The 18,218-nt window shown below is 62.3% G+C and carries 18 protein-coding genes and 4 tRNA genes; 14 read left to right on the forward strand and 8 right to left on the reverse strand.

Going from position 1 to position 18,218, the window contains the following annotated elements; genetic code table 11:
• The first annotated feature begins 617 nt into the window (after positions 1 to 617).
• The 3 genes from K0P03_RS06740 to prfB all read left to right on the forward strand — a co-directional run bounded on the left by K0P03_RS06740 (position 618) and on the right by prfB (position 5,801).
• The gene (locus K0P03_RS06740; protein ID WP_023514331.1) at positions 618 to 1,859 is read left to right on the forward strand and encodes an N-acetylmuramoyl-L-alanine amidase; all 1,242 of its coding nucleotides are present in this window, start codon (positions 618 to 620) and stop codon (positions 1,857 to 1,859) included.
• 261 nt (positions 1,860 to 2,120) lie between these two features.
• Positions 2,121 to 4,568: a penicillin-binding protein 1A gene (locus K0P03_RS06745; protein ID WP_050743073.1), complete on the forward strand. Its 2,448-nt coding sequence runs from the start codon at positions 2,121 to 2,123 to the stop codon at positions 4,566 to 4,568.
• A gap of 101 nt (positions 4,569 to 4,669) precedes the next feature.
• Positions 4,670 to 5,801, forward strand: a protein-coding gene (gene prfB, locus K0P03_RS06750; protein WP_165909300.1) for a peptide chain release factor 2 whose coding sequence is annotated in 2 segments (ribosomal slippage) — positions 4,670 to 4,738 and positions 4,740 to 5,801 — 1,131 coding nt in all. Because the reading frame shifts where the segments join, the coding sequence is not laid out codon by codon here.
• 129 nt (positions 5,802 to 5,930) lie between these two features.
• Here prfB and K0P03_RS06755 read toward each other — a convergent pair.
• The 5 genes from K0P03_RS06755 to K0P03_RS06775 all read right to left on the reverse strand — a co-directional run bounded on the left by K0P03_RS06755 (position 5,931) and on the right by K0P03_RS06775 (position 8,956).
• A complete protein-coding gene (locus tag K0P03_RS06755; RefSeq protein WP_272789194.1) occupies positions 5,931 to 6,437 on the reverse strand; it encodes a hypothetical protein in 507 nt (168 codons plus the stop codon).
• A 34-nt stretch (positions 6,438 to 6,471) separates the two neighbouring features.
• Complete coding sequence (locus K0P03_RS06760; RefSeq protein WP_272789195.1) at positions 6,472 to 7,245, reverse strand: NAD kinase; 774 nt, start codon at positions 7,243 to 7,245, stop codon at positions 6,472 to 6,474.
• Between the two features lie 124 nt (positions 7,246 to 7,369).
• A complete protein-coding gene (locus K0P03_RS06765; RefSeq protein ID WP_272789196.1) occupies positions 7,370 to 7,564 on the reverse strand; it encodes a hypothetical protein in 195 nt (64 codons plus the stop codon).
• Positions 7,565 to 7,879: 315 nt separating this feature from the next.
• Positions 7,880 to 7,955: transfer RNA gene (locus tag K0P03_RS06770), tRNA-Thr, on the reverse strand.
• A gap of 53 nt (positions 7,956 to 8,008) precedes the next feature.
• Positions 8,009 to 8,956 (reverse strand): LysR family transcriptional regulator, encoded by a 948-nt coding sequence (locus K0P03_RS06775; RefSeq protein ID WP_023514325.1) that lies wholly within the window; start codon positions 8,954 to 8,956, stop codon positions 8,009 to 8,011.
• A gap of 131 nt (positions 8,957 to 9,087) precedes the next feature.
• On the opposite strand from K0P03_RS06775, the gene K0P03_RS06780 reads away from it, so the two are divergent.
• Complete coding sequence (locus tag K0P03_RS06780) at positions 9,088 to 9,711, forward strand: FMN-dependent NADH-azoreductase (protein ID WP_023514324.1); 624 nt, start codon at positions 9,088 to 9,090, stop codon at positions 9,709 to 9,711.
• 71 nt (positions 9,712 to 9,782) lie between these two features.
• On the opposite strand, the gene rlmB is transcribed toward K0P03_RS06780, so the two are convergent.
• Positions 9,783 to 10,658 (reverse strand): 23S rRNA (guanosine(2251)-2'-O)-methyltransferase RlmB, encoded by an 876-nt coding sequence (gene rlmB / locus K0P03_RS06785; RefSeq protein ID WP_272789197.1) that lies wholly within the window; start codon positions 10,656 to 10,658, stop codon positions 9,783 to 9,785.
• Between the two features lie 296 nt (positions 10,659 to 10,954).
• On the opposite strand from rlmB, the gene K0P03_RS06790 reads away from it, so the two are divergent.
• Positions 10,955 to 11,039: transfer RNA gene (locus tag K0P03_RS06790), tRNA-Tyr, on the forward strand.
• 24 nt (positions 11,040 to 11,063) lie between these two features.
• Positions 11,064 to 11,137, forward strand: a tRNA-Gly gene (locus K0P03_RS06795).
• A gap of 67 nt (positions 11,138 to 11,204) precedes the next feature.
• Here the strand turns inward: K0P03_RS06795 and K0P03_RS06800 are convergent.
• Both K0P03_RS06800 and K0P03_RS06805 read right to left on the reverse strand, forming a co-directional pair.
• Positions 11,205 to 11,675 (reverse strand): hypothetical protein, encoded by a 471-nt coding sequence (locus tag K0P03_RS06800; RefSeq protein ID WP_272789198.1) that lies wholly within the window; start codon positions 11,673 to 11,675, stop codon positions 11,205 to 11,207.
• 141 nt (positions 11,676 to 11,816) lie between these two features.
• Positions 11,817 to 12,473 (reverse strand): calcium-binding protein, encoded by a 657-nt coding sequence (locus K0P03_RS06805; RefSeq protein WP_050743076.1) that lies wholly within the window; start codon positions 12,471 to 12,473, stop codon positions 11,817 to 11,819.
• Positions 12,474 to 12,905: 432 nt separating this feature from the next.
• On the opposite strand from K0P03_RS06805, the gene tuf reads away from it, so the two are divergent.
• The 8 genes from tuf to rplL all read left to right on the forward strand — a co-directional run bounded on the left by tuf (position 12,906) and on the right by rplL (position 18,094).
• Positions 12,906 to 14,081, forward strand: coding sequence for an elongation factor Tu (gene tuf, locus K0P03_RS06810; protein WP_024270433.1), 1,176 nt, complete (start codon positions 12,906 to 12,908; stop codon positions 14,079 to 14,081).
• Positions 14,082 to 14,438: 357 nt separating this feature from the next.
• A tRNA-Trp gene (locus K0P03_RS06815) sits at positions 14,439 to 14,514 on the forward strand.
• Positions 14,515 to 14,705: 191 nt separating this feature from the next.
• The gene (gene secE, locus K0P03_RS06820; protein WP_024270434.1) at positions 14,706 to 14,906 is read left to right on the forward strand and encodes a preprotein translocase subunit SecE; all 201 of its coding nucleotides are present in this window, start codon (positions 14,706 to 14,708) and stop codon (positions 14,904 to 14,906) included.
• Between the two features lie 16 nt (positions 14,907 to 14,922).
• Positions 14,923 to 15,453 (forward strand): transcription termination/antitermination protein NusG, encoded by a 531-nt coding sequence (gene nusG / locus K0P03_RS06825; RefSeq protein ID WP_023517310.1) that lies wholly within the window; start codon positions 14,923 to 14,925, stop codon positions 15,451 to 15,453.
• A gap of 200 nt (positions 15,454 to 15,653) precedes the next feature.
• Positions 15,654 to 16,085, forward strand: a complete 432-nt coding sequence (gene rplK / locus K0P03_RS06830; protein ID WP_023517311.1) for a 50S ribosomal protein L11 — start codon at positions 15,654 to 15,656, stop codon at positions 16,083 to 16,085.
• A 4-nt stretch (positions 16,086 to 16,089) separates the two neighbouring features.
• Complete coding sequence (rplA, locus tag K0P03_RS06835; RefSeq protein ID WP_023517312.1) at positions 16,090 to 16,782, forward strand: 50S ribosomal protein L1; 693 nt, start codon at positions 16,090 to 16,092, stop codon at positions 16,780 to 16,782.
• 355 nt (positions 16,783 to 17,137) lie between these two features.
• Entirely contained in the window at positions 17,138 to 17,656 is a 519-nt protein-coding gene (rplJ, locus tag K0P03_RS06840; RefSeq protein ID WP_024270435.1) for a 50S ribosomal protein L10, read from the forward strand.
• Positions 17,657 to 17,716: 60 nt separating this feature from the next.
• On the forward strand, positions 17,717 to 18,094 hold the full coding sequence (gene rplL / locus K0P03_RS06845; RefSeq protein ID WP_023515199.1) for a 50S ribosomal protein L7/L12: 378 nt from the start codon (positions 17,717 to 17,719) through the stop codon (positions 18,092 to 18,094).
• Positions 18,095 to 18,218: the final 124 nt, after the last annotated feature.

Genomic DNA, 18,218 nt, shown 5'->3' on the forward strand with positions numbered 1-18,218 from the left:
GCGCAGCCGCGATCCTGGCGGCGAACCGTTCCCATCTAGGGAGGTGCCGGGGGAGGAGGGGGATGCGCCGGATATGTAAGTTCTCGTCGGGCCCCGGTGCGGGGTTAGCGGACGGAGGATGGCCGGTGCGCGAGCGCCCCGGTGCCTGTTACCCTCTGGTAGTATCCGCTGTGACAACATCAACGTCCAACGAGAATGCCTGTGCCATAGACCTGAGCGGTCCGATGAAATTGCCCTTGGGTAAGGGCGTTTGGTGGAAATCCACCTTGACTGTTCCGGCCACCGCCGGTTTACGCGATCTTATCGGCCGGGAAAAAGCGGTGCGACGGCGGATGAAGGCCCGGTTCGGCGCCAAGCCCCGAAGGAGTGGCTGCCTGCTCTAAGCGATTCTATCCCGTCTATTCTTTTTCCCTGATTTTGCTTTTATGGCGGATATGTCACAATGGCAAGGGAAAAGCCAAAAGCGTCATAATCTTGATCGATTTGCCCCTATGGCTGCGCAAGTGCTGCGGCAACGCCCCTTGGCAAGCTTTGGTTAACCATATGGGGGCATCTATGGACCTCGTCCTGTGCCGCATCGCGCGGTTTCCACGCGTTTGAACGGACTGCCAGTGGTGATGCTACGCCTTCTGACCGAAACCTTTTTCCGCGTTGCCGCCGGTGCGATCGTCGCCGTGCTCAGCCTGTCGCTCGTCACGCCCGCCCTTGCCGTTTCCGCCACGGCTGCACCGCTGCTCGCCTTTTCCGCGCGGATCGCCGGTGACGACGCGCGCACCCGTCTCATCATCGATTTCGACCGCAAGCCGGATTTCAAGGTCCATTACGTCGCCAATCCCTATCGCGTGCTGATCGACCTGCCGGAGACCGCTTTCGGCCTCAAGGCGGAGGAGCTGGAAGCGCGCGGCATCTTTTCCGACATCCGCTACGGCACGATGGCCGCCGGCCGTTCGCGCATCGTCCTGACGGCATCGCGTCCCGTCGGCGTCGTGCTGGCCGAGGTGCAGGAAGAGCAGGGGGCGGCGAGCTACCGGCTGGTCATCGACACGGCGATCGTCACCGACCAGGCCTTCCAGGCGCTCATGGAAAAGCAGAGCTGGCAGGAAGCTGCCGCTCCGGCCAGCGCCGAGCAGACGCCCGTCATGCTGCCCGGCAGCCGGGCGGACGGCCCCTTTGTCATCGCGGTCGATGCCGGGCATGGCGGCATCGACAACGGCGCACGCGGCGGCGTCACCAAGACCGAGGAAAAGCACGTCACGCTCGCCTTCGCCCGCCAGTTGACCGAGGCGCTGAACGCGCTGCCCGGCACGCGCGCCATCCTGACGCGCGACAAGGACGAGTTCCTCTCCCTGTCGCAGCGCGTGCAGCTTGCCCGCAACGAGGGAGCGAACCTGCTGATCTCGATCCATGCCGACACGCTGAAGCAGAAGGATATTCGCGGCGCGACGGTCTACACCATCTCCGACAAGGCCTCCGACAGTCTGGCCGCGAGCCTTGCCGAGCGTGAAAACCTGTCCGACCAGATCGCCGGCATCTCCTTCGTCGACGAGCCGGCGGAAGTTGCCGATATCCTTTTGGACCTGACGCGCCGCGAGACGCAGGCCTTCTCGATCAATCTCGCCCAGAGCATCGTCAGCAATTTCAAGGATCAGGTGCTGCTGATCAACAATCCGCACCGCCATGCCGGCTTCCGCGTGCTGACCGCGCCGGACGTGCCCTCGATCCTGCTCGAACTCGGCTTCATGTCGAACAAGGACGACGAGAAGCTGCTGGTCGATCCCGCATGGCAGAAGAAGGTCGCGGGCCTCGTCGCCAAGGCGGTGGAGCAGTATCGCTCGACGGTCGTCGCCAACGGCGGCTGAGGTTTCTCGGCGCGCGGACGCGGAACGTGCTAGGCTCGCCTGTGCCGGAAAAGTGACAGCAGTCGCCATTGTGCGGTGGCGAAGCCGGGATGCATGCTGTAAGCCCTATTTTCCTCACATTCCGCTCGCTAGACGGGATCGAGAAAATGGATGACTCGTCCTCGACGGGAGAGCGCAGCGGCCGGATGAGCCGGGGCGTGCAAGGCCGGGCAGCAGGTCTGCCTGATGACATGACAAGCATAAGGCATCGGTAACTGGCTCATGATCAGACTGATTGGATATTTCTTCGGGATTGGCGCCGTCTTTTTCCTCGGCGTGGCGGGCGCGGTTGCGCTCTATCTCGGAAGTGTCACCAAGGATCTTCCCGATTATGAGGTCTTGAACAGCTATGCGCCGCCGGTGACGACGCGCGTGCATGCCGGCAACGGCGCGCTGATGGCCGAATATGCCCGCGAGCGCCGCCTCTACCTGCCGATCCAGGCGATTCCCGACCGCGTGAAGGCCGCGTTCCTTTCGGCCGAAGACAAGAACTTCTACCAGCATCCCGGTGTCGACGTGACCGGCCTTTTCCGCGCCATCGTGGTCAACGTCCAGAACATGGGCTCCGGCCGCCGCCCGGTCGGCGCGTCGACCATCACCCAGCAGGTGGCGAAGAACTTCCTGCTCTCCTCGGACCAGACCATCGACCGCAAGGTCAAGGAAGCGATCCTCTCCTTCCGCATCGAGCAGGCCTATTCCAAGGACCGCATTCTCGAACTGTACCTCAACGAAATCTTCTTCGGCCTGAATTCCTACGGCATCGCCGGTGCGGCGCTGACCTATTTCGACAAATCCGTCACCGAGCTGACGATTGCCGAGACCGCCTATCTCGCCGCCCTGCCGAAGGGACCGTCGAACTACCATCCCTTCCGCCGTGCCGAGGCCGCCATCGAGCGCCGCAACTGGGTCATCGACCGCATGGTCGAGAACGGCTACGTCACCCAGAGCGACGGCGCAGAGGCAAAGGCCCAGCCGCTCGGCGTGACGCCGCGCCATCGCGGCTCCTATCTCTTTGCCTCGGAATTCTTCTCCGAAGAGGTTCGCCGGCAGATCATCGAACGTTACGGCGACAATGCGCTTTACGAAGGCGGCCTTTCCGTGCGCACCTCGCTCGATCCGCGCATCCAGGTCGCCGCCCGCAAGTCCTTGCAGAAGGGCCTGCTGAGCTATGACGAGCGTCGAGGGTTCCACGGGCCCATCAAGACCATCGAGATCGGCGGCGACTGGGGCGTGGAGCTGGCCAAGGTCGAAGCGCTCTCGGACGTGCCGGAATGGAAGCTCGCCGTCGTGCTCGCCGTCGATGACGGCGGCGCCGATATCGGCCTGCAGCCGAGCAAGGAGGCCTCCGGCAAGGTCGTCGAGGAGCGCGTGACCGGCCGTATCGAGGCGAAGGCCATGACCTGGGCCTATCGTTCGGCCAAGGGCGACCGTAAGACGGCAAAGTCGCCGGCCGGTGTCTTCACCGTCGGCGATGTCGTCTATGTCGAACCGCTTGAGGGCGGCACCTACCGTCTTCGCCAGCCGCCGAAGGTGCAGGGCGGCCTCGTCGCCATGGACCCGCATACCGGGCGCGTGCTCGCCATGGTCGGCGGCTTCTCCTACGGCCAGTCGGAATTCAACCGCGCCTCGCAGGCCATGCGCCAGCCGGGCTCGTCCTTCAAGCCCTTCGTCTACGCCGCCGCGCTCGACAACGGCTATACGCCGGCCTCCGTCATCATGGACGCGCCGATCGAGATCGTTGCCGGTGGCCAGGTCTGGCGTCCGCAGAACTACGGTGGCGGAGCGGCCGGCCCGTCGACGCTGCGCCTCGGCATCGAGCGCTCGCGCAACCTGATGACCGTGCGCCTTGCCAACGACATGGGCATGAACCTCGTCGCCGAATATGCCGAGCGCTTCGGCATCTACGACAAGATGTATCCGGTGCTCTCCATGTCGCTCGGCTCGGGCGAGACGACCGTGCTGCGCATGGTCTCGGCCTATTCGGTGCTTGCCAACGGCGGCAAGCAGATCAAGCCGTCGCTGATCGACCGCATTCAGGACCGTTACGGCAAGACGATCTTCCGCCACGAGGAGCGTACCTGCGAGAACTGCAATGCGACCGACTGGGAAAACCAGGAGGAGCCTGTTCTCGTCGACAACCGCGAGCAGGTGCTGGATCCGATGACGGCCTACCAGATCACCTCGATGATGGAAGGCGTCGTGACGCGCGGCACCGCGGCCGGCAAGATCAAGCTTGACCGCCCGACCGCCGGCAAGACCGGCACGACCAACGACGAGAAGGACGCCTGGTTCGTCGGCTACACGCCGGATCTCGTCGCCGGCCTCTATATCGGCTTCGACAACCCGGCCCCGCTTGGCCGCGGTGCGACCGGTGGCTCGCTTTCTGCGCCGATCTTCAACGAATTCATGCAGGCGGCGCTCGAAGGTACGCGCCCGACCAAGTTCATCGTGCCGGAGGGCATGCAGTTCATCGCCGTCAACCGCAAGACAGGCATGCAGGCCTCCGAGGGCGAGCCCGACACCATTATGGAAGCCTTCAAGCCCGGCACCGGCCCTGCAGATGTCTTCTCGGTCATCGGCGGCGAGGAATTTGCCAGCCCCGAGGAAATCCTCAAAAGTTCGCCGCAGGCCAATCAGGCGGTGACGGGCGGCAGCGGCGGCCTGTTCTGATCACGGGATGAGAGCGAGCGAGGGCGGGCGCGGGGCTTTACATCCGCGCCCGCCCTCTCTATTTCACGGCCACCGAAATAGCATTGAAGAAGAAGGCGGTTATGCGCGCGGAAATCGAGAACGTCGTCGACGAAATCAAGCAGGCCATAAGCCTGCTGAGGAGGCATCTTTGACTGGGATCAGGCGGTAAGACGACTGGACTGGTTGAACAACAAGGCAGAGGACCCGAACCTCTGGAACGATGCCCAGGAAGCCCAGAAGCTGATGCGCGAGCGCCAGCAGCTGGACGAGGGTATCAATGGCGTCAAGGCCATCGAGCAGCAGCTCAAGGACAATATCGAACTCATCGAGCTTGGTGAGGAAGAGGGCGATGCTGCGATCGTCAAGGAAGCTGAGGACGCCCTGAAGGCTGTCCGCACCGAGGCCACGCGCAAGCAGGTCGAGGCGATGCTGTCAGGCGAAGCCGACGGCAACGATACCTATCTCGAAGTACACTCCGGCGCCGGCGGTACGGAAAGCCAGGACTGGGCCAACATGCTTCTGCGCATGTACACCCGCTGGGCCGAGCGCTCGGGCTACAAGGTGGAACTCCTGGAAGTCCATGACGGCGAAGAAGCGGGCATCAAGTCCGCGACGATGCTCGTCAAGGGCCACAATGCCTATGGCTGGCTGAAGACCGAATCGGGCGTGCACCGCCTGGTCCGTATCTCGCCCTATGACAGCAACGCGCGCCGCCACACCTCGTTCTCGTCCATCTGGGTCTATCCGGTGATCGACGATTCGATCACCATCGACATCAACGAGAGTGATTGCCGCATCGATACCTACCGCTCGTCGGGCGCTGGCGGCCAGCACGTTAACACGACGGATTCGGCGGTGCGCATCACGCACATCCCGACCGGCATCGTGGTTGCCTGCCAGCAGGAACGCTCGCAGCACAAGAACCGTGCCAAGGCATGGGACATGCTGCGCGCCCGTCTCTACGAGGCGGAGCTGAAGAAGCGTGAGGAAGCAGCCAACGCCGAAGCCGCATCCAAGTCGGATATCGGCTGGGGCCATCAGATCCGCTCCTACGTCCTCCAGCCTTACCAGCTGGTCAAGGACCTGCGCACCGGCGTTGAAAGCACCGCTCCCTCGGACGTGCTCGACGGCGAGCTCAACGAATTCATGGAAGCCGCACTCGCCCACCGCGTGAACGGTGGCGCCGATTCGGTGGTGGATGACTTGAACTAATTCTCATTCAAAGACGAAATGGAAACGGGCGCCGCGGCGCCCGTTTTTCGTTCATCTACCCACAACCTCTCCTCGTCGCACTCGGCGCAAGCTCGAGGATGTCGAGGAGAGGGGACAGGGCACCCGTTCTCAATTGGTCGCACGCTCGATCTTGATCTCGCCGAGATCGTCGATCAGGACCGTCCAGCTCTCGGGTTCCGCCGCCTTCGGATCGGTCTTCAGATAGACGGTTGCGAACAGCCCCGGCTGCGTGGTGATGCCCGACGAGTTTTCCGGCCGGATGTCGGTCACATAGGGTTTCATCGCCGAGAACTCCTCCAGCACGGTGGAGGAGGCGATCTTCGGGCCGTTGGCGGTCGCCTCGATCTGCTGGAGATGGACCTGTGCCGTGCCATCCGGCTGGCGCACTGCGATCAGCTTGTAATAGCCGCGGCGCAGGGCGGCAGGCGCCTTCGCTTCGGCCGTCTCAGGCTTTGCCGCGGCCGCATCCTCCGCGCCATCCTCCGCCTGCTCTTCCCAGAAACCGGTGCTGACGACAAAGGTGATGGTTTCCGCCACCGGTGGTTCCTGGGCAAGGGCAGGGGATCCGGCGAGGAGAAGCAAGGCGAGGGCGGTGGCAAGTGCGTGCCGCGTCATGGCGAAACTCCTGTCCCTGGTCTGGTGAACCTTGTCAGTAGTCGAACTGTTCGGCAAGAATCCGGTCGGACCAGGAATGATCGGGATCGGAGAGGATGCGGGCCGAAAGCCCGACCGATTCGGCGATGCGCACCGACGTGACGGATTTGACCTCGGTATTGTCGGCGACCGCGTTGACCGGACGCTTCTCCGCTTCCAGGACCTCGATCTCCACTTTCACCTTGTTCGGCAGTAGCGCACCGCGCCAGCGCCGTGGCCGGAAGGCGCTGACCGGTGTCAGCGCCAGCAGCGGTGCCTCCAGCGGCAGGATCGGCCCATGGGCGGAGAGGTTGTAGGCCGTCGAGCCGGCAGGCGTGGCAAGCAGGAGCCCGTCGCAAATCAGTTCCTCCAGCCGCACGCGCCCGTCGATGCTGACCCTCAGCTTCGCCGCCTGGTAGGATTGGCGAAAGAGATAGACCTCGTTGATGGCAAGCGCCCGGCGCTCCTGGCCGCTCGCGTCGCTGGTGACCATTTCCAGCGGCCGGAAAGCGTTCTCTACCGCGCCCTCGACACGATCGGGCAGGTCCGCCGGATCGTAGCGGTTCATCAGGAAGCCGATGGAGCCGCGGTTCATGCCGTAGACGCGCTTGCCCGAATTCATCGTGGTGTGCAGCGTCTGCAGCATGAAACCGTCACCGCCGAGCGCGACGATGACGTCGGCCTCTTCCGGATCGGCATTGCCGTAGATCGAAATCAGTTCGTTGCGCGCGTCCTGCGCTTCGGCTGCCTGCGAGGCGACGAAGGAGAGGGAATTGAAATTACGCGCCATGCCACCGATCCGCATCCTCGAAGCAAGCCCTGCTGTGTGCTGCACACAGGGCCGGTCTTTGTCGCATGCCTTTACGGCACGCGCATCTGAAAAATATGACAGAACGTCGTGAGGGCGGAAGCGCTCAGGCCTTCGCCGCTCCCGCCCGCTCTTCCAGCTTTTTCAGCACGGCCTGCCCGTTGGCCGCCGCTTCCATCGGATTGCCGAACGGCCCCTTCACCGGATAGGTGACGCCGCGAAAGGTGAGGGCGTAGAAGTACTTCCCGTCGATCCGCTTTTCGACCACCACCTTCGAAATCGGTCCCTTGTCTTCCACCACCTTCGTTCCTCCACCATCGGTCTCGCAGGGCAGCCGATGCCGGCCGCCGCCGCAAAACGGGAATGCGGGCCCCCGAGGCGCCCGTCGATCAATCGCCTATAGGCCAGTCCATGCTGGACGGCAATGTGGAAGGTGGCGGAGCGAGGCGTGCGCCGCTGGAATCACAAAAGCGGAGGGCAGGCTGCGAGAACGACATGCGGAAAGTCGCAAAAGGGCGCGGAGAATTTGAGGGCTGCGTTGAACGACGAGCAACCAACCGGTCCGGTTAGCGCAAGAAAACGCTATTCTTTCGCCATGTCTGCGCTTTTGGAAAAATGGTGCCCCCACCAGGACTCGAACCCGGGACCCCCTGATTACAAATCAGGTGCTCTACCAACTGAGCTATAAGGGCACTCAGCGAGGGAGTTAGCATATTCTCCGCCGCTGTAAAGGGAAAAGGCGGCTTCAGATCGACCAGTTGCTGTCGAGGGCGGTTCTGGGGATGATTTCCTGGCAGCGCACCATCGAGCGGGGCAGGTTTTCGGCGAGGTGATCGATGAGGGCGCGCACGGCCGGCAGCATGCCGTGGCGCGAGGTGAAAACGGCGTGCACGGTCGATTCCGCGCTGGTCCATTCCGGCAGGACCGGTGTCAGGAAGCCGCTGCGGAAGCCGCGTTCGACGATCATGTCGGGCAAGAGGGCAAGGCCGATGCCTTCGATCGTCGCCCGCTCCAGCACGCTGAAATCCGAGCAGAGCAGCACGGGGGAATGGGAGACGTCGTGTACCTCGCCGTTCTCGTGAAAGAGTGTCCAGATCGCCCGCGGGCTGTTTTCCTGCATGGAGAGCGTGGGTACGCGGCCGATCGTCTCGAGATCGACCGGGCCGTGCTGCTCCAGAAAGCGCGGGCTTGCAGCAAGATAGCGCCGCGTGCCGGCAAAGCGGCGCACGATCAGCGACTGGTCCGTGTCGTAGCCGTCGCGCACGCGCAGGGCGATATCGATGCGCTCCTCGATGAGATCGACCGCGCGGCCGGTGGTGAGGATGGAGAGGCGGACGCCGGGATAGCGCTTCATGAAACCCGGCAGCACGTCGGCCACCATGGGGGCAAAACCCGGCGGCATCGACAGGCGCACGGTGCCCGCCGGTTCCGCCTTGGCGACTGCGATCACGGCCTCGGCCGCCTCCACGCCGGAGAGCACGGCCTCGCAGCGCTCATAGAAGGACTGGCCGATATCGGTGATGGCGAGCTTGCGGGTGGAGCGCTCGATGAGGCGCACGCCGAGCTGTTCCTCCAGCGCCGCGATGCGCTTGCTGATCTTGGACTTGGGTACGGACAGGGCGTTTGCCGCGGCGGTAAAGCCCTTGTGGCGCACCACGGCGGCGTAGAGCGCGAGATCGTTCAGGTCCTGCATGGGCGTCTCCGGGCGGTTTTGCGAATTATTGTTTCCTCAGTGAAACAGTCAATTGGATTTTTGCTGTCTAATCGCGTGATTGTTTTCGGAACATATGTATCGCACCCAAACCGCAACCAAGGTGCTGATCCATGAATATCCTCCATATCGATTCCGGCATTCTCGGCGATCATTCCGTCTCCCGCCGCCTGACGGCCGCCGTTGCCGCCCAGATCAAGGCCGAACAGCCTGCCGCCACCATCACCTACCGCGATCTCGTCGCCAATCCGCTGCCGCACCTGTCCGGTGCGCATCTGATGGCCGCCAATGCCAAGCCGGAAGAGCTCGACGCACAGATCGCCGCCGACGTTGCCGAAAGCAAGATCGTGCTCGACGAGTTCCTCGCGGCCGACACGGTCATTCTCGGCGTGCCCATGTACAACTTCTCCCTGCCCAGCCAGCTGAAGGCCTGGATCGACCGCGTTGCCGTCGCCGGTAAGACCTTCCGCTACACGGCCGAGGGGCCGGAAGGCCTCGCCAAGGGCAAGAAGGTCATCATCGTCTCCACCCGCGGCGGCCACTACTCCGCCGGTCCGGCCGCCGCCATGGACCACCAGGAAAGCTACCTGAAGGTCGTGCTCGGCTTCTTCGGCATCACGGATGTCGAGGTGGTGCGTGCCGAAGGCCTGAACCTCAGCCCCGATTCGAAGATCGAGGCGATTTCCGAAGCCGAGCGCACCATCAACGGTCGCGGCGTGCTGAAGCTTGCCAGCTAGGCGCTGCCCTCCGAAACGCAAAAGGCCCGCCGGTGAAAGCCGGTGGGCCTTTTCGTTTGTCAGCGGCCGGTTCAGCCCAGAAGGTGCCGCTGCGTGGCGTAAAGCGCGATCGCCGCGGCGTTCGAGACGTTGAGCGACTTGATCGCGCCGGGCATATCGAGCCGGGCGAGCGCCTTGCAGGTGGCGCGCGTCTTCTGCCGCAGGCCCTTGCCCTCCGCGCCCATGACGAGGGCGATGCGATCGCCCGAAAGCGTGCCCTCCAGCGGTTCCGGGCCTTCCGAATCGAGGCCGATCGTCAGGAAACCGAGCTTGTGCAGCTCGTCCAGCGCGTCGGCGAGGTTGGTGATCTGGATATAGGGAATGAGTTCCAGCGCGCCCGAGGCCGTCTTGGCGAGCACGCCCGATTCGGTCGGTGAGTGGCGCTGCGTCGTGATCACTGCGCCGGCATTGAAGGCGACGGCCGACCGCATGATGGCGCCGACATTGTGCGGGTCCGTCACCTGGTCGAGCACTAGCAGCAGCGGACTGTCCTTCAGCGCTTCCAGCCGCCGGACGGGCAGGGGGCGCGTCTCCAGCATGACGCCCTGATGGATCGCATCGGGGCCGAGCACCTTGTCGAGGTCGGACGGCAGCACGGTTTCGACCGGATAGGGCAGGGTGGAGATATCGGGCAGCTCCAGCCGCTGGGCGGCGTTCTGGCTCACCGAAAGCTTGATGATCTTCCGTTCCGGATTGTCCAGCGCGGCGCGCACCGTGTGCAGGCCGTAGAGGTAGACCTGGTCGGGTGAAGCCGTCGGGGCCTTCCAGCCCTCCGCCGGTTTGCGACGACGGTCGTCCCGGGGTGTCGGAATCTCGCCGCGCTCGCGCCGCTGGTCGCGATGCGCCCGGCGCAATTTGGCATAGTGGGTGTCTTTTGCGGATTTGCCGCCGGTATCGTCTTTGCTCATGCGGCCTTATAGACCAAGTCGCAGCGAAGTGTGCAGCGGTTTTGCACAAGGGACGGGCGAAAAACAGAAAAACATCGGCCGATGGGCGGGATGCTCCGCTTCCGGCGGAGTGCCGGCGGCTTGCGAACCGTGCCGGCCGACCGCCGATTGGGGACGATGACGTTTTTCGCAATTTTTTCCGTGGCCTCGTGTTGACAGGACGATTTGTGCCCGTCATATACGCCGCCAGATCGAAGGCGCCGCCCACAAGGCACTGCCCGCCGGTCGACACTGGTCGCTTGATCCCGACGGAATATGGAGGGATGCCCGAGTGGTTAAAGGGGACGGACTGTAAATCCGTTGGCTCAGCCTACGTTGGTTCAAATCCAACTCCCTCCACCATTCCGTTGCACGGATCAAGACCCCGCGGGTATAGCTCAATGGTAGAGCAGCAGCCTTCCAAGCTGAATACGCGGGTTCGATTCCCGCTACCCGCTCCAAAAAATCCATTACTTTACGGGTTTGCGCAGGCCATCTCTTTTGGTTGGCCGACAAGGCCGATTCGCTCTAGCCGCGTTCCAGATAGATCTGGCAGTTCTGCCGGTTGGCTTTCCCGGTGATCGTATTGCCGTCGATTTTGACCACGTAGTCGTAGGTATCCGGTCGCGCGGTAACGATGGCATAGGTGTTTGGAGTATCCTCCGCCGCCATCGGGCTGATCTGAGCCTCGTCGGTTCCTCTCGCTGCACCGCTATAGGCCCATTTCCCCTTGCCGACCCGGCCGAACTGTTCGTCGACGGAGAAGGTGATTGTGAACTGCCGCCGCCCGCAGGCGACGTTGCCCAGCCACATGCCGATGAGATCGGTTTTGCCGGCCGCTGCCCCCTCTTGCGCTGCCGCGTCGCGCAGGTTCGAAATTTCGGTCTCGAGCTCGCGAATGATGGCGCGCAACCGGTCGATTTCCTGCTGGTCATCGTCGTGACCCGTCCGTGGACCGCTTGGACCGCTTGCATCGAAATCCTGCGTGGAAGCCGGCATCGGTGCTATCCCGACAAGCAGAAGCGCGATGAGGCAGAGAGGCGGGGAGGATGCTCGTTTCAAGGTGGAACACACGCGGATTCGCACGGAGATCCTCCAAATTAAAGTCGTGGCTTTTCTTTTTTCTCAGGTGCCCTGCTTCTAGAGAAACCAGTCGGCGCTCACGTCGGTCATGTCGGTGCCGCGGAGCGTGATAGTGCCGCCGCCGGAAAGGTTCAGCACAGCGAAGCCGCTCTTGTCTTCGGTGGCGGTGAAGGTTTGCCCGCGCAGATCGATGAGGTCGGTCCCATCCTTGAAGTCGCGGATCGTGTCGTCGCCCTCCGCCTTGCCGAACACGAAGGTGTCGATACCCGTACCACCGGCAAGGGCATCGTCGCCCTGGCCGCCTCTGAGGGCGTCCTTTCCGCTTCCACCCGACAATGTATCCGCTCCTCTGTCGCCGAAGAGCTTGTCGTCCCCGGCGTCGCCGGAGACGGTGTCGTTGCCTGCGCCGCCCTCGACCTTGTCCGCGTCTGCACCGCCGGCCAGTTTGTCGTTTCCGGCGTCGCCCTTGATCTTGTCTTCGCCCTTGCCGCCCTTGATGCTGTCGTTGCCGGCCTCCCCACGCAAGGTATCCGCGCCGCTGCCGCCATCGATACTGTCGTTTCCTTTTCGGCCTTTCACGACGTCGTCACCGCCAAGGGCGCGGATAATGTCGTCATTGTCGCCGCCGTTCAGCTTGTCCGCACGGTCCGTGCCTTGAATATTCCTGCCCTTCGCCCAGGCAAGGTCCATGGCCTCGCTCCACATCATCGCCATCGTCTCCTCCCGGTGGTTGAGAATGAGCCGCTGAATCTAGAGCACGCGTCCTGGGGGAACGCAGTCAAGCAAAGGGAGTGGCGGCGGCATCCGTTCGGCGTAGGAGCGGCGCGGAGATGCTTGGGAAACGGGATTGTTTGGGTGAAATCCCGCTGTAAGAGGCAAGGCATCGCCCAGGTTGGGGCTGAGGAGCAATGCGGGAGCGAAGCGAACGTGCTTCCCTTCGAGTGGTCAACGCATGCAGCTCCCCTAAGGCCCTGCCTTGAAAAAGCGATTCCGCGTCATGATCTAAGGGCTATCCGGCTTCCCCCAGCCCGTTTCCGGCGGATTTTCCCGTGCATTTAGCGCTTGCGCATTCGTTGCGAAAGCCTTAAACGCCTGCCAAACCGGACGGGCCGGTTAGCCCAACTTTCGTTCAGTAGGAATAAAAACATGGCAAAAGGTAAGTTTGAGCGCAACAAGCCTCACGTAAACATCGGCACGATCGGCCACGTTGACCATGGCAAGACGTCGCTGACGGCAGCGATCACGAAGTATTTCGGCGAGTTCAAGGCGTATGACCAGATCGACGCCGCACCGGAAGAAAAGGCCCGTGGCATCACCATCTCGACGGCGCACGTCGAGTATGAGACGCCGAACCGTCACTACGCGCACGTCGACTGCCCCGGCCACGCCGACTACGTCAAGAACATGATCACCGGTGCTGCCCAGATGGACGGCGCGATCCTGGTCTGCTCCGCCGCTGACGGCCCGATGCCGCAGACCCGCGAGCACATCCTGCTCGCCCGCCAGGTCGGCGTTCCCGCGATCGTGGTGTTCCTGAACAAGGTCGACCAGGTCGACGACGCCGAGCTTCTCGAGCTCGTCGAACTGGAAGTTCGCGAACTTCTGTCGTCCTACGACTTCCCGGGCGACGACATTCCGATCGTCAAGGGTTCGGCTCTGGCCGCTCTCGAAGATTCGGACAAGAAGATCGGTGAAGACGCGATCCGCGAGCTGATGGCTCAGGTCGACGCCTATATCCCGACGCCGGAGCGTCCGATCGACCAGCCGTTCCTGATGCCGATCGAAGACGTGTTCTCGATCTCGGGCCGTGGTACGGTTGTGACGGGTCGCGTCGAGCGCGGTATCGTCAAGGTCGGTGAAGAAATCGAAATCGTCGGCATCCGCCCGACGACGAAGACGACCTGCACGGGCGTTGAAATGTTCCGCAAGCTGCTCGACCAGGGCCAGGCCGGCGACAACATCGGCGCGCTTCTGCGCGGCGTCACGCGTGACGGCGTCGAGCGTGGCCAGATCCTGTGCAAGCCGGGTTCGGTCAAGCCGCACAAGAAGTTCATGGCAGAAGCCTACATCCTGACGAAGGAAGAAGGCGGCCGTCATACGCCGTTCTTCACGAACTACCGTCCGCAGTTCTACTTCCGCACGACGGACGTGACCGGTATCGTTTCGCTGCCGGAAGGCACGGAAATGGTCATGCCGGGCGACAACGTCACGGTTGAAGTCGAGCTGATCGTTCCGATCGCGATGGAAGAAAAGCTGCGCTTCGCAATCCGCGAAGGCGGCCGTACCGTCGGCGCCGGCATCGTTGCCTCGATCGTCGAGTAAGCTTCGGGTCTGAGACCTGATGAGAGCCCCGCGGGAAACCGCGGGGCTTTTTGTTTGTGTCGTATGAGTGGGCGGATTTGCCCCTCACCCTAACCCTCTCCCCGCAGGCGGGGAGAGGGGACGTGGCCCGCGAACGCTCCCTGGTTGGGGAAGCCGGCGCGACCTGTGTCCTTCGCCCCGTTTGCGGGGAGAAGGTGGCCGGCAGGCCGGATGAGGGGCCTGTACTCCTCTCACCGGGATAAGCACTGATTTGTTGTAAAAAATGCATTTTTCGGGCTTGCCAAGTCGGCCCCCGCGCCGTAAAGACGCCATGCCTTGCCGGTAACGGGCGGTTCGCTTCGGATGCGGCAGGCGTATAGGGGTATAGCTCAGTTGGTAGAGCGGCGGTCTCCAAAACCGCAGGTCGGGGGTTCGAGCCCCTCTGCCCCTGCCATTCTCGCCGGACAGCGCGGACGACTTGCAGCGACGGGGACGGATGGCGTGACGGTGTTTTCCGTCATAATTCGTTAAAAGTCCGGTTGCCTCTTGTTAAAAAGAGAATCGGGCTTTATGTAGGGCAAAACAGACACGCGGTGCGTGGGGCTGATAGTTCAGCTTTACGTGCCGTAATGGCGTGGACATTCAATGGCATCGAAAACGAATCCGATTGCGTTTCTGCAGCAGGTACGCTCCGAGACGGCGAAAGTGACTTGGCCCTCGCGGCGCGAGACGATGATCTCGACCGTCATGGTTTTTGTCATGGTCTTCCTGGCTGCAGTGTTCTTCTTCGCTGCGGACCAGCTGATGGGCTGGCTGATTGGCCTCGTCCTCAGCGCCAGCGCCTGATTGGTTGGAGATGAACATGGCTTCCCGTTGGTACATCGTCCACGCCTATTCGAATTTCGAGAAGAAGGTCGCTGAGGACATCGAGAACAAGGCGCGTCAGAAGGGCCTTGATCATCTGTTCGAAAAGATTCTCGTTCCGACCGAAAAGGTCGTTGAGGTGCGCCGCGGCCGCAAGGTCGATGCCGAACGCAAGTTCTTCCCTGGCTATGTACTGGTGCGGGCGAACCTGACGGACGAAGCGTATCACCTCATCAAGAATACGCCGAAGGTCACGGGTTTCCTCGGTTCCGACAACAAGCCGGTTCCGATCCCGGACAGTGAGGCCGAGCGCATCCTGTCGCAGGTCCAGGACGGTGTGGATCGTCCCAAGCCTTCTGTCTCGTTCGAGATCGGCGAGCAGGTCCGCGTTTCCGACGGCCCGTTCGCCTCGTTCAACGGCACCGTGCAGGATGTCGACGAGGAGCGGTCGCGCCTCAAGGTGGAAGTGTCGATCTTCGGCCGCGCCACCCCGGTCGAGCTGGAATACGCCCAGGTCGAGAAAATCTGATTTTGGCGGGCGCTTCCGGGCGCCGCCCGTTTGAAATCCAATCCTCTCACGAGGATTGGTGGCGGAAGTTTCCGCCAACCGCGTGGAAGGGAAGGTGGCCTTTAGCCGGGCGCCCGGACCGCACCACGCAACCGCAGCCGCCGATCTTGCGATTGGCATCACGGGCCGGGCAACCGGCCGCATTCTGAAAGGCAGAGAAAATGGCTAAGAAAGTTGCAGGCCAGCTCAAGCTTCAGGTCAAGGCAGGATCGGCAAACCCGTCCCCGCCGATCGGCCCGGCGCTTGGTCAGCGTGGCATTAACATCATGGAATTCTGCAAGTCGTTCAACGCAGCGACGCAGGAAATGGAAAAGGGTATGCCGATCCCGGTCGTCATCACCTATTACCAGGACAAGTCCTTCACGTTCGTGATGAAGCAGCCGCCGGTGACCTACTTCCTCAAGAAGGAAGCCAAGATCACCTCGGGCTCGAAGACCCCGGGCAAGGGCGCGACGGTCGGCAAGCTCACCAAGGCTCAGATCAAGTCGATCGCCGAAGCCAAGATGAAGGATCTCAACGCCGCCGATATCGAAGGCGCGATGGCAATGGTCGAGGGTTCTGCCCGCGCCATGGGCCTGGAAGTGGTAGGTTAAGACCATGGCCAAGATTGCAAAGCGTCTCCAGAAGATCCGTGAAGGCATCGACCCGACCAAGCTCGTCGCCCTCTCCGACGCCATCGCTCTCGTCAAGGAGCGTGCCGTCGCCAAGTTCGACGAAACCATCGAAGTCGCCATGAACCTCGGCGTCGACCCGCGTCACGCAGACCAGATGGTCCGCGGCGTGGTCAACCTGCCGAACGGCACGGGCCGTGACGTTCGCGTCGCCGTCTTCGCACGTGGCGCCAAGGCTGACGAAGCCAAGGCTGCCGGTGCAGACATCGTCGGCGCCGAAGACCTCGTCGAAATCGTTCAGGGCGGCAAGATCGAATTCGATCGCTGCATCGCGACCCCGGACATGATGCCGCTCGTCGGCCGCCTCGGTAAGGTTCTCGGCCCGCGCGGCATGATGCCGAACCCGAAGGTCGGCACCGTCACCATGGACGTTGCAGGCGCCGTCAAGGCATCCAAGGGCGGTGCAGTCGAGTTCCGCGTCGAGAAGGCTGGTATCATCCATGCCGGTATCGGCAAGGCCTCCTTCGACGCCAAGGCTCTTGAAGAAAACATCAAGGCTTTCGCCGACGCGGTCATCAAGGCCAAGCCGACGGGCGCCAAGGGCAACTACGTCAAGCGCGTCGCCATCTCTTCGACGATGGGCCCGGGCGTCAAGATCGACCCGTCGACGGTTGCCTGATCTAGGCGTTTAATTCACGGCTCGGCTCCGGCCGAACCGCAACAGAATTCCCGGCCTTGTCTGGCCGGGGATTTCCGGGGTAACCCGGAACTCCTGTCCGAGATTGCAGGTGGTTATCCCTTAATCACTTTAGCCTGCATGAGACGGGGTGAGACCTGGATTTCTTCCGCGTCGGATGACGCCGAAATTCGGTTCGAACCTACCTTACCTTGTGTCGCGGCCATCCGGTCGAGCGCGGGGGGACAGGATCCTCGAGCGTCGCTCGGGATCCCTTTTGAAGCGGATCCCTGGCGGCAAAGGTAAACCCGGCAGGTCCCGTGAGAAGTCACGGTCCTGTCAACTGGAGATAGGCACAGTGGAAAGAGCGGAAAAACGCGAATTCGTCACGGAGCTGAACGAAGTCTTCAAGGCTTCCGGTTCGGTTGTCGTGGCCCGCTACGCCGGCATCACCGTCGCACAGATGAACGATCTTCGTACGAAGATGCGTGCGGCCGGTGGCACCGTCAAGGTCGCGAAGAACCGCCTGGCCAAAATTGCCCTTCAGGGTACGGAGTCGGAAGGGATGTCTGATCTCTTCCAGGGTCAGACGCTCATTGCTTATGCAAATGATCCGATGATTGCTCCCAAGGTAGCCATGGATTTCGCCAAGACCAACGACAAGCTCGTTGTTCTCGGTGGCGCCATGGGTGCGACCACGCTCGACGCTGAAGCAGTCAAGTCGCTTGCGACCCTGCCTTCGCTCGACGAGCTTCGTGCAAAGCTGCTGGGCCTCATTGCAGCCCCGGCCACGCGCGTCGCTACGGTCGTTGCAGCACCGGCAAGCCAGCTTGCCCGCGTGTTCGCAGCCTACGCCAAGAAGGACGAAGCCGCTTGAGGCGGTTTTTCGCTGTAATCAAACAATACCAGTTCGAACCGAATATAAGGAACTATCACAATGGCTGATCTCGCAAAGATCGTTGAAGACCTCTCTGCTCTGACCGTTCTGGAAGCTGCTGAGCTTTCCAAGCTGCTCGAAGAGAAGTGGGGCGTTTCGGCTGCTGCTCCCGTAGCAGTTGCTGCTGCTGGCGGCGCTGCTGCTGCTGGCCCGGTCGAAGAAGAAAAGACCGAATTCGACGTTATCCTGGTTGACGCTGGCGCCAACAAGATCAACGTCATCAAGGAAGTCCGCGCCATCACCGGCCTGGGCCTCAAGGAAGCCAAGGACCTCGTCGAAGGCGCTCCGAAGCCGGTCAAGGAAGCCGTCTCCAAGGGCGAAGCTGCCGACCTCAAGAAGAAGCTTGAGGAAGCCGGCGCCAAGGTCGACGTCAAGTAATACCGGAATGCGATGGGAGAGGGTTTCGACCCTCTCCCATTGATGATTCCCCTGAACTGATTACCCAAAAGCCGCGAAAACCGGCTTTTGGGTAATGGGTTCTTCAAGAGGATGGTCTTCCACC

This window comes from Shinella sp. HY16, from assembly GCF_028534175.1.
Classification (GTDB): Bacteria; Pseudomonadota; Alphaproteobacteria; order Rhizobiales; family Rhizobiaceae; genus Shinella.

What these genes read in the sequence shown, in the direction of transcription:
- K0P03_RS06740 (WP_023514331.1), top strand. Translation starts at nt 618, where the DNA reads ATGCTACGCCTTCTGACCGAAACCTTTTTCCGCGTTGCCGCCGGTGCG.
- K0P03_RS06745 (WP_050743073.1), top strand. Translation starts at nt 2,121, where the DNA reads ATGATCAGACTGATTGGATATTTCTTCGGGATTGGCGCCGTCTTTTTC.
- K0P03_RS06755 (WP_272789194.1), bottom strand. Translation starts at nt 6,437, where the DNA reads ATGACGCGGCACGCACTTGCCACCGCCCTCGCCTTGCTTCTCCTCGCC.
- K0P03_RS06760 (WP_272789195.1), bottom strand. Translation starts at nt 7,245, where the DNA reads ATGGCGCGTAATTTCAATTCCCTCTCCTTCGTCGCCTCGCAGGCAGCC.
- K0P03_RS06775 (WP_023514325.1), bottom strand. Translation starts at nt 8,956, where the DNA reads ATGCAGGACCTGAACGATCTCGCGCTCTACGCCGCCGTGGTGCGCCAC.
- K0P03_RS06780 (WP_023514324.1), top strand. Translation starts at nt 9,088, where the DNA reads ATGAATATCCTCCATATCGATTCCGGCATTCTCGGCGATCATTCCGTC.
- rlmB (WP_272789197.1), bottom strand. Translation starts at nt 10,658, where the DNA reads ATGAGCAAAGACGATACCGGCGGCAAATCCGCAAAAGACACCCACTAT.
- K0P03_RS06800 (WP_272789198.1), bottom strand. Translation starts at nt 11,675, where the DNA reads ATGCCGGCTTCCACGCAGGATTTCGATGCAAGCGGTCCAAGCGGTCCA.
- K0P03_RS06805 (WP_050743076.1), bottom strand. Translation starts at nt 12,473, where the DNA reads ATGGCGATGATGTGGAGCGAGGCCATGGACCTTGCCTGGGCGAAGGGC.
- tuf (WP_024270433.1), top strand. Translation starts at nt 12,906, where the DNA reads ATGGCAAAAGGTAAGTTTGAGCGCAACAAGCCTCACGTAAACATCGGC.
- secE (WP_024270434.1), top strand. Translation starts at nt 14,706, where the DNA reads ATGGCATCGAAAACGAATCCGATTGCGTTTCTGCAGCAGGTACGCTCC.
- nusG (WP_023517310.1), top strand. Translation starts at nt 14,923, where the DNA reads ATGGCTTCCCGTTGGTACATCGTCCACGCCTATTCGAATTTCGAGAAG.
- rplK (WP_023517311.1), top strand. Translation starts at nt 15,654, where the DNA reads ATGGCTAAGAAAGTTGCAGGCCAGCTCAAGCTTCAGGTCAAGGCAGGA.
- rplA (WP_023517312.1), top strand. Translation starts at nt 16,090, where the DNA reads ATGGCCAAGATTGCAAAGCGTCTCCAGAAGATCCGTGAAGGCATCGAC.
- rplL (WP_023515199.1), top strand. Translation starts at nt 17,717, where the DNA reads ATGGCTGATCTCGCAAAGATCGTTGAAGACCTCTCTGCTCTGACCGTT.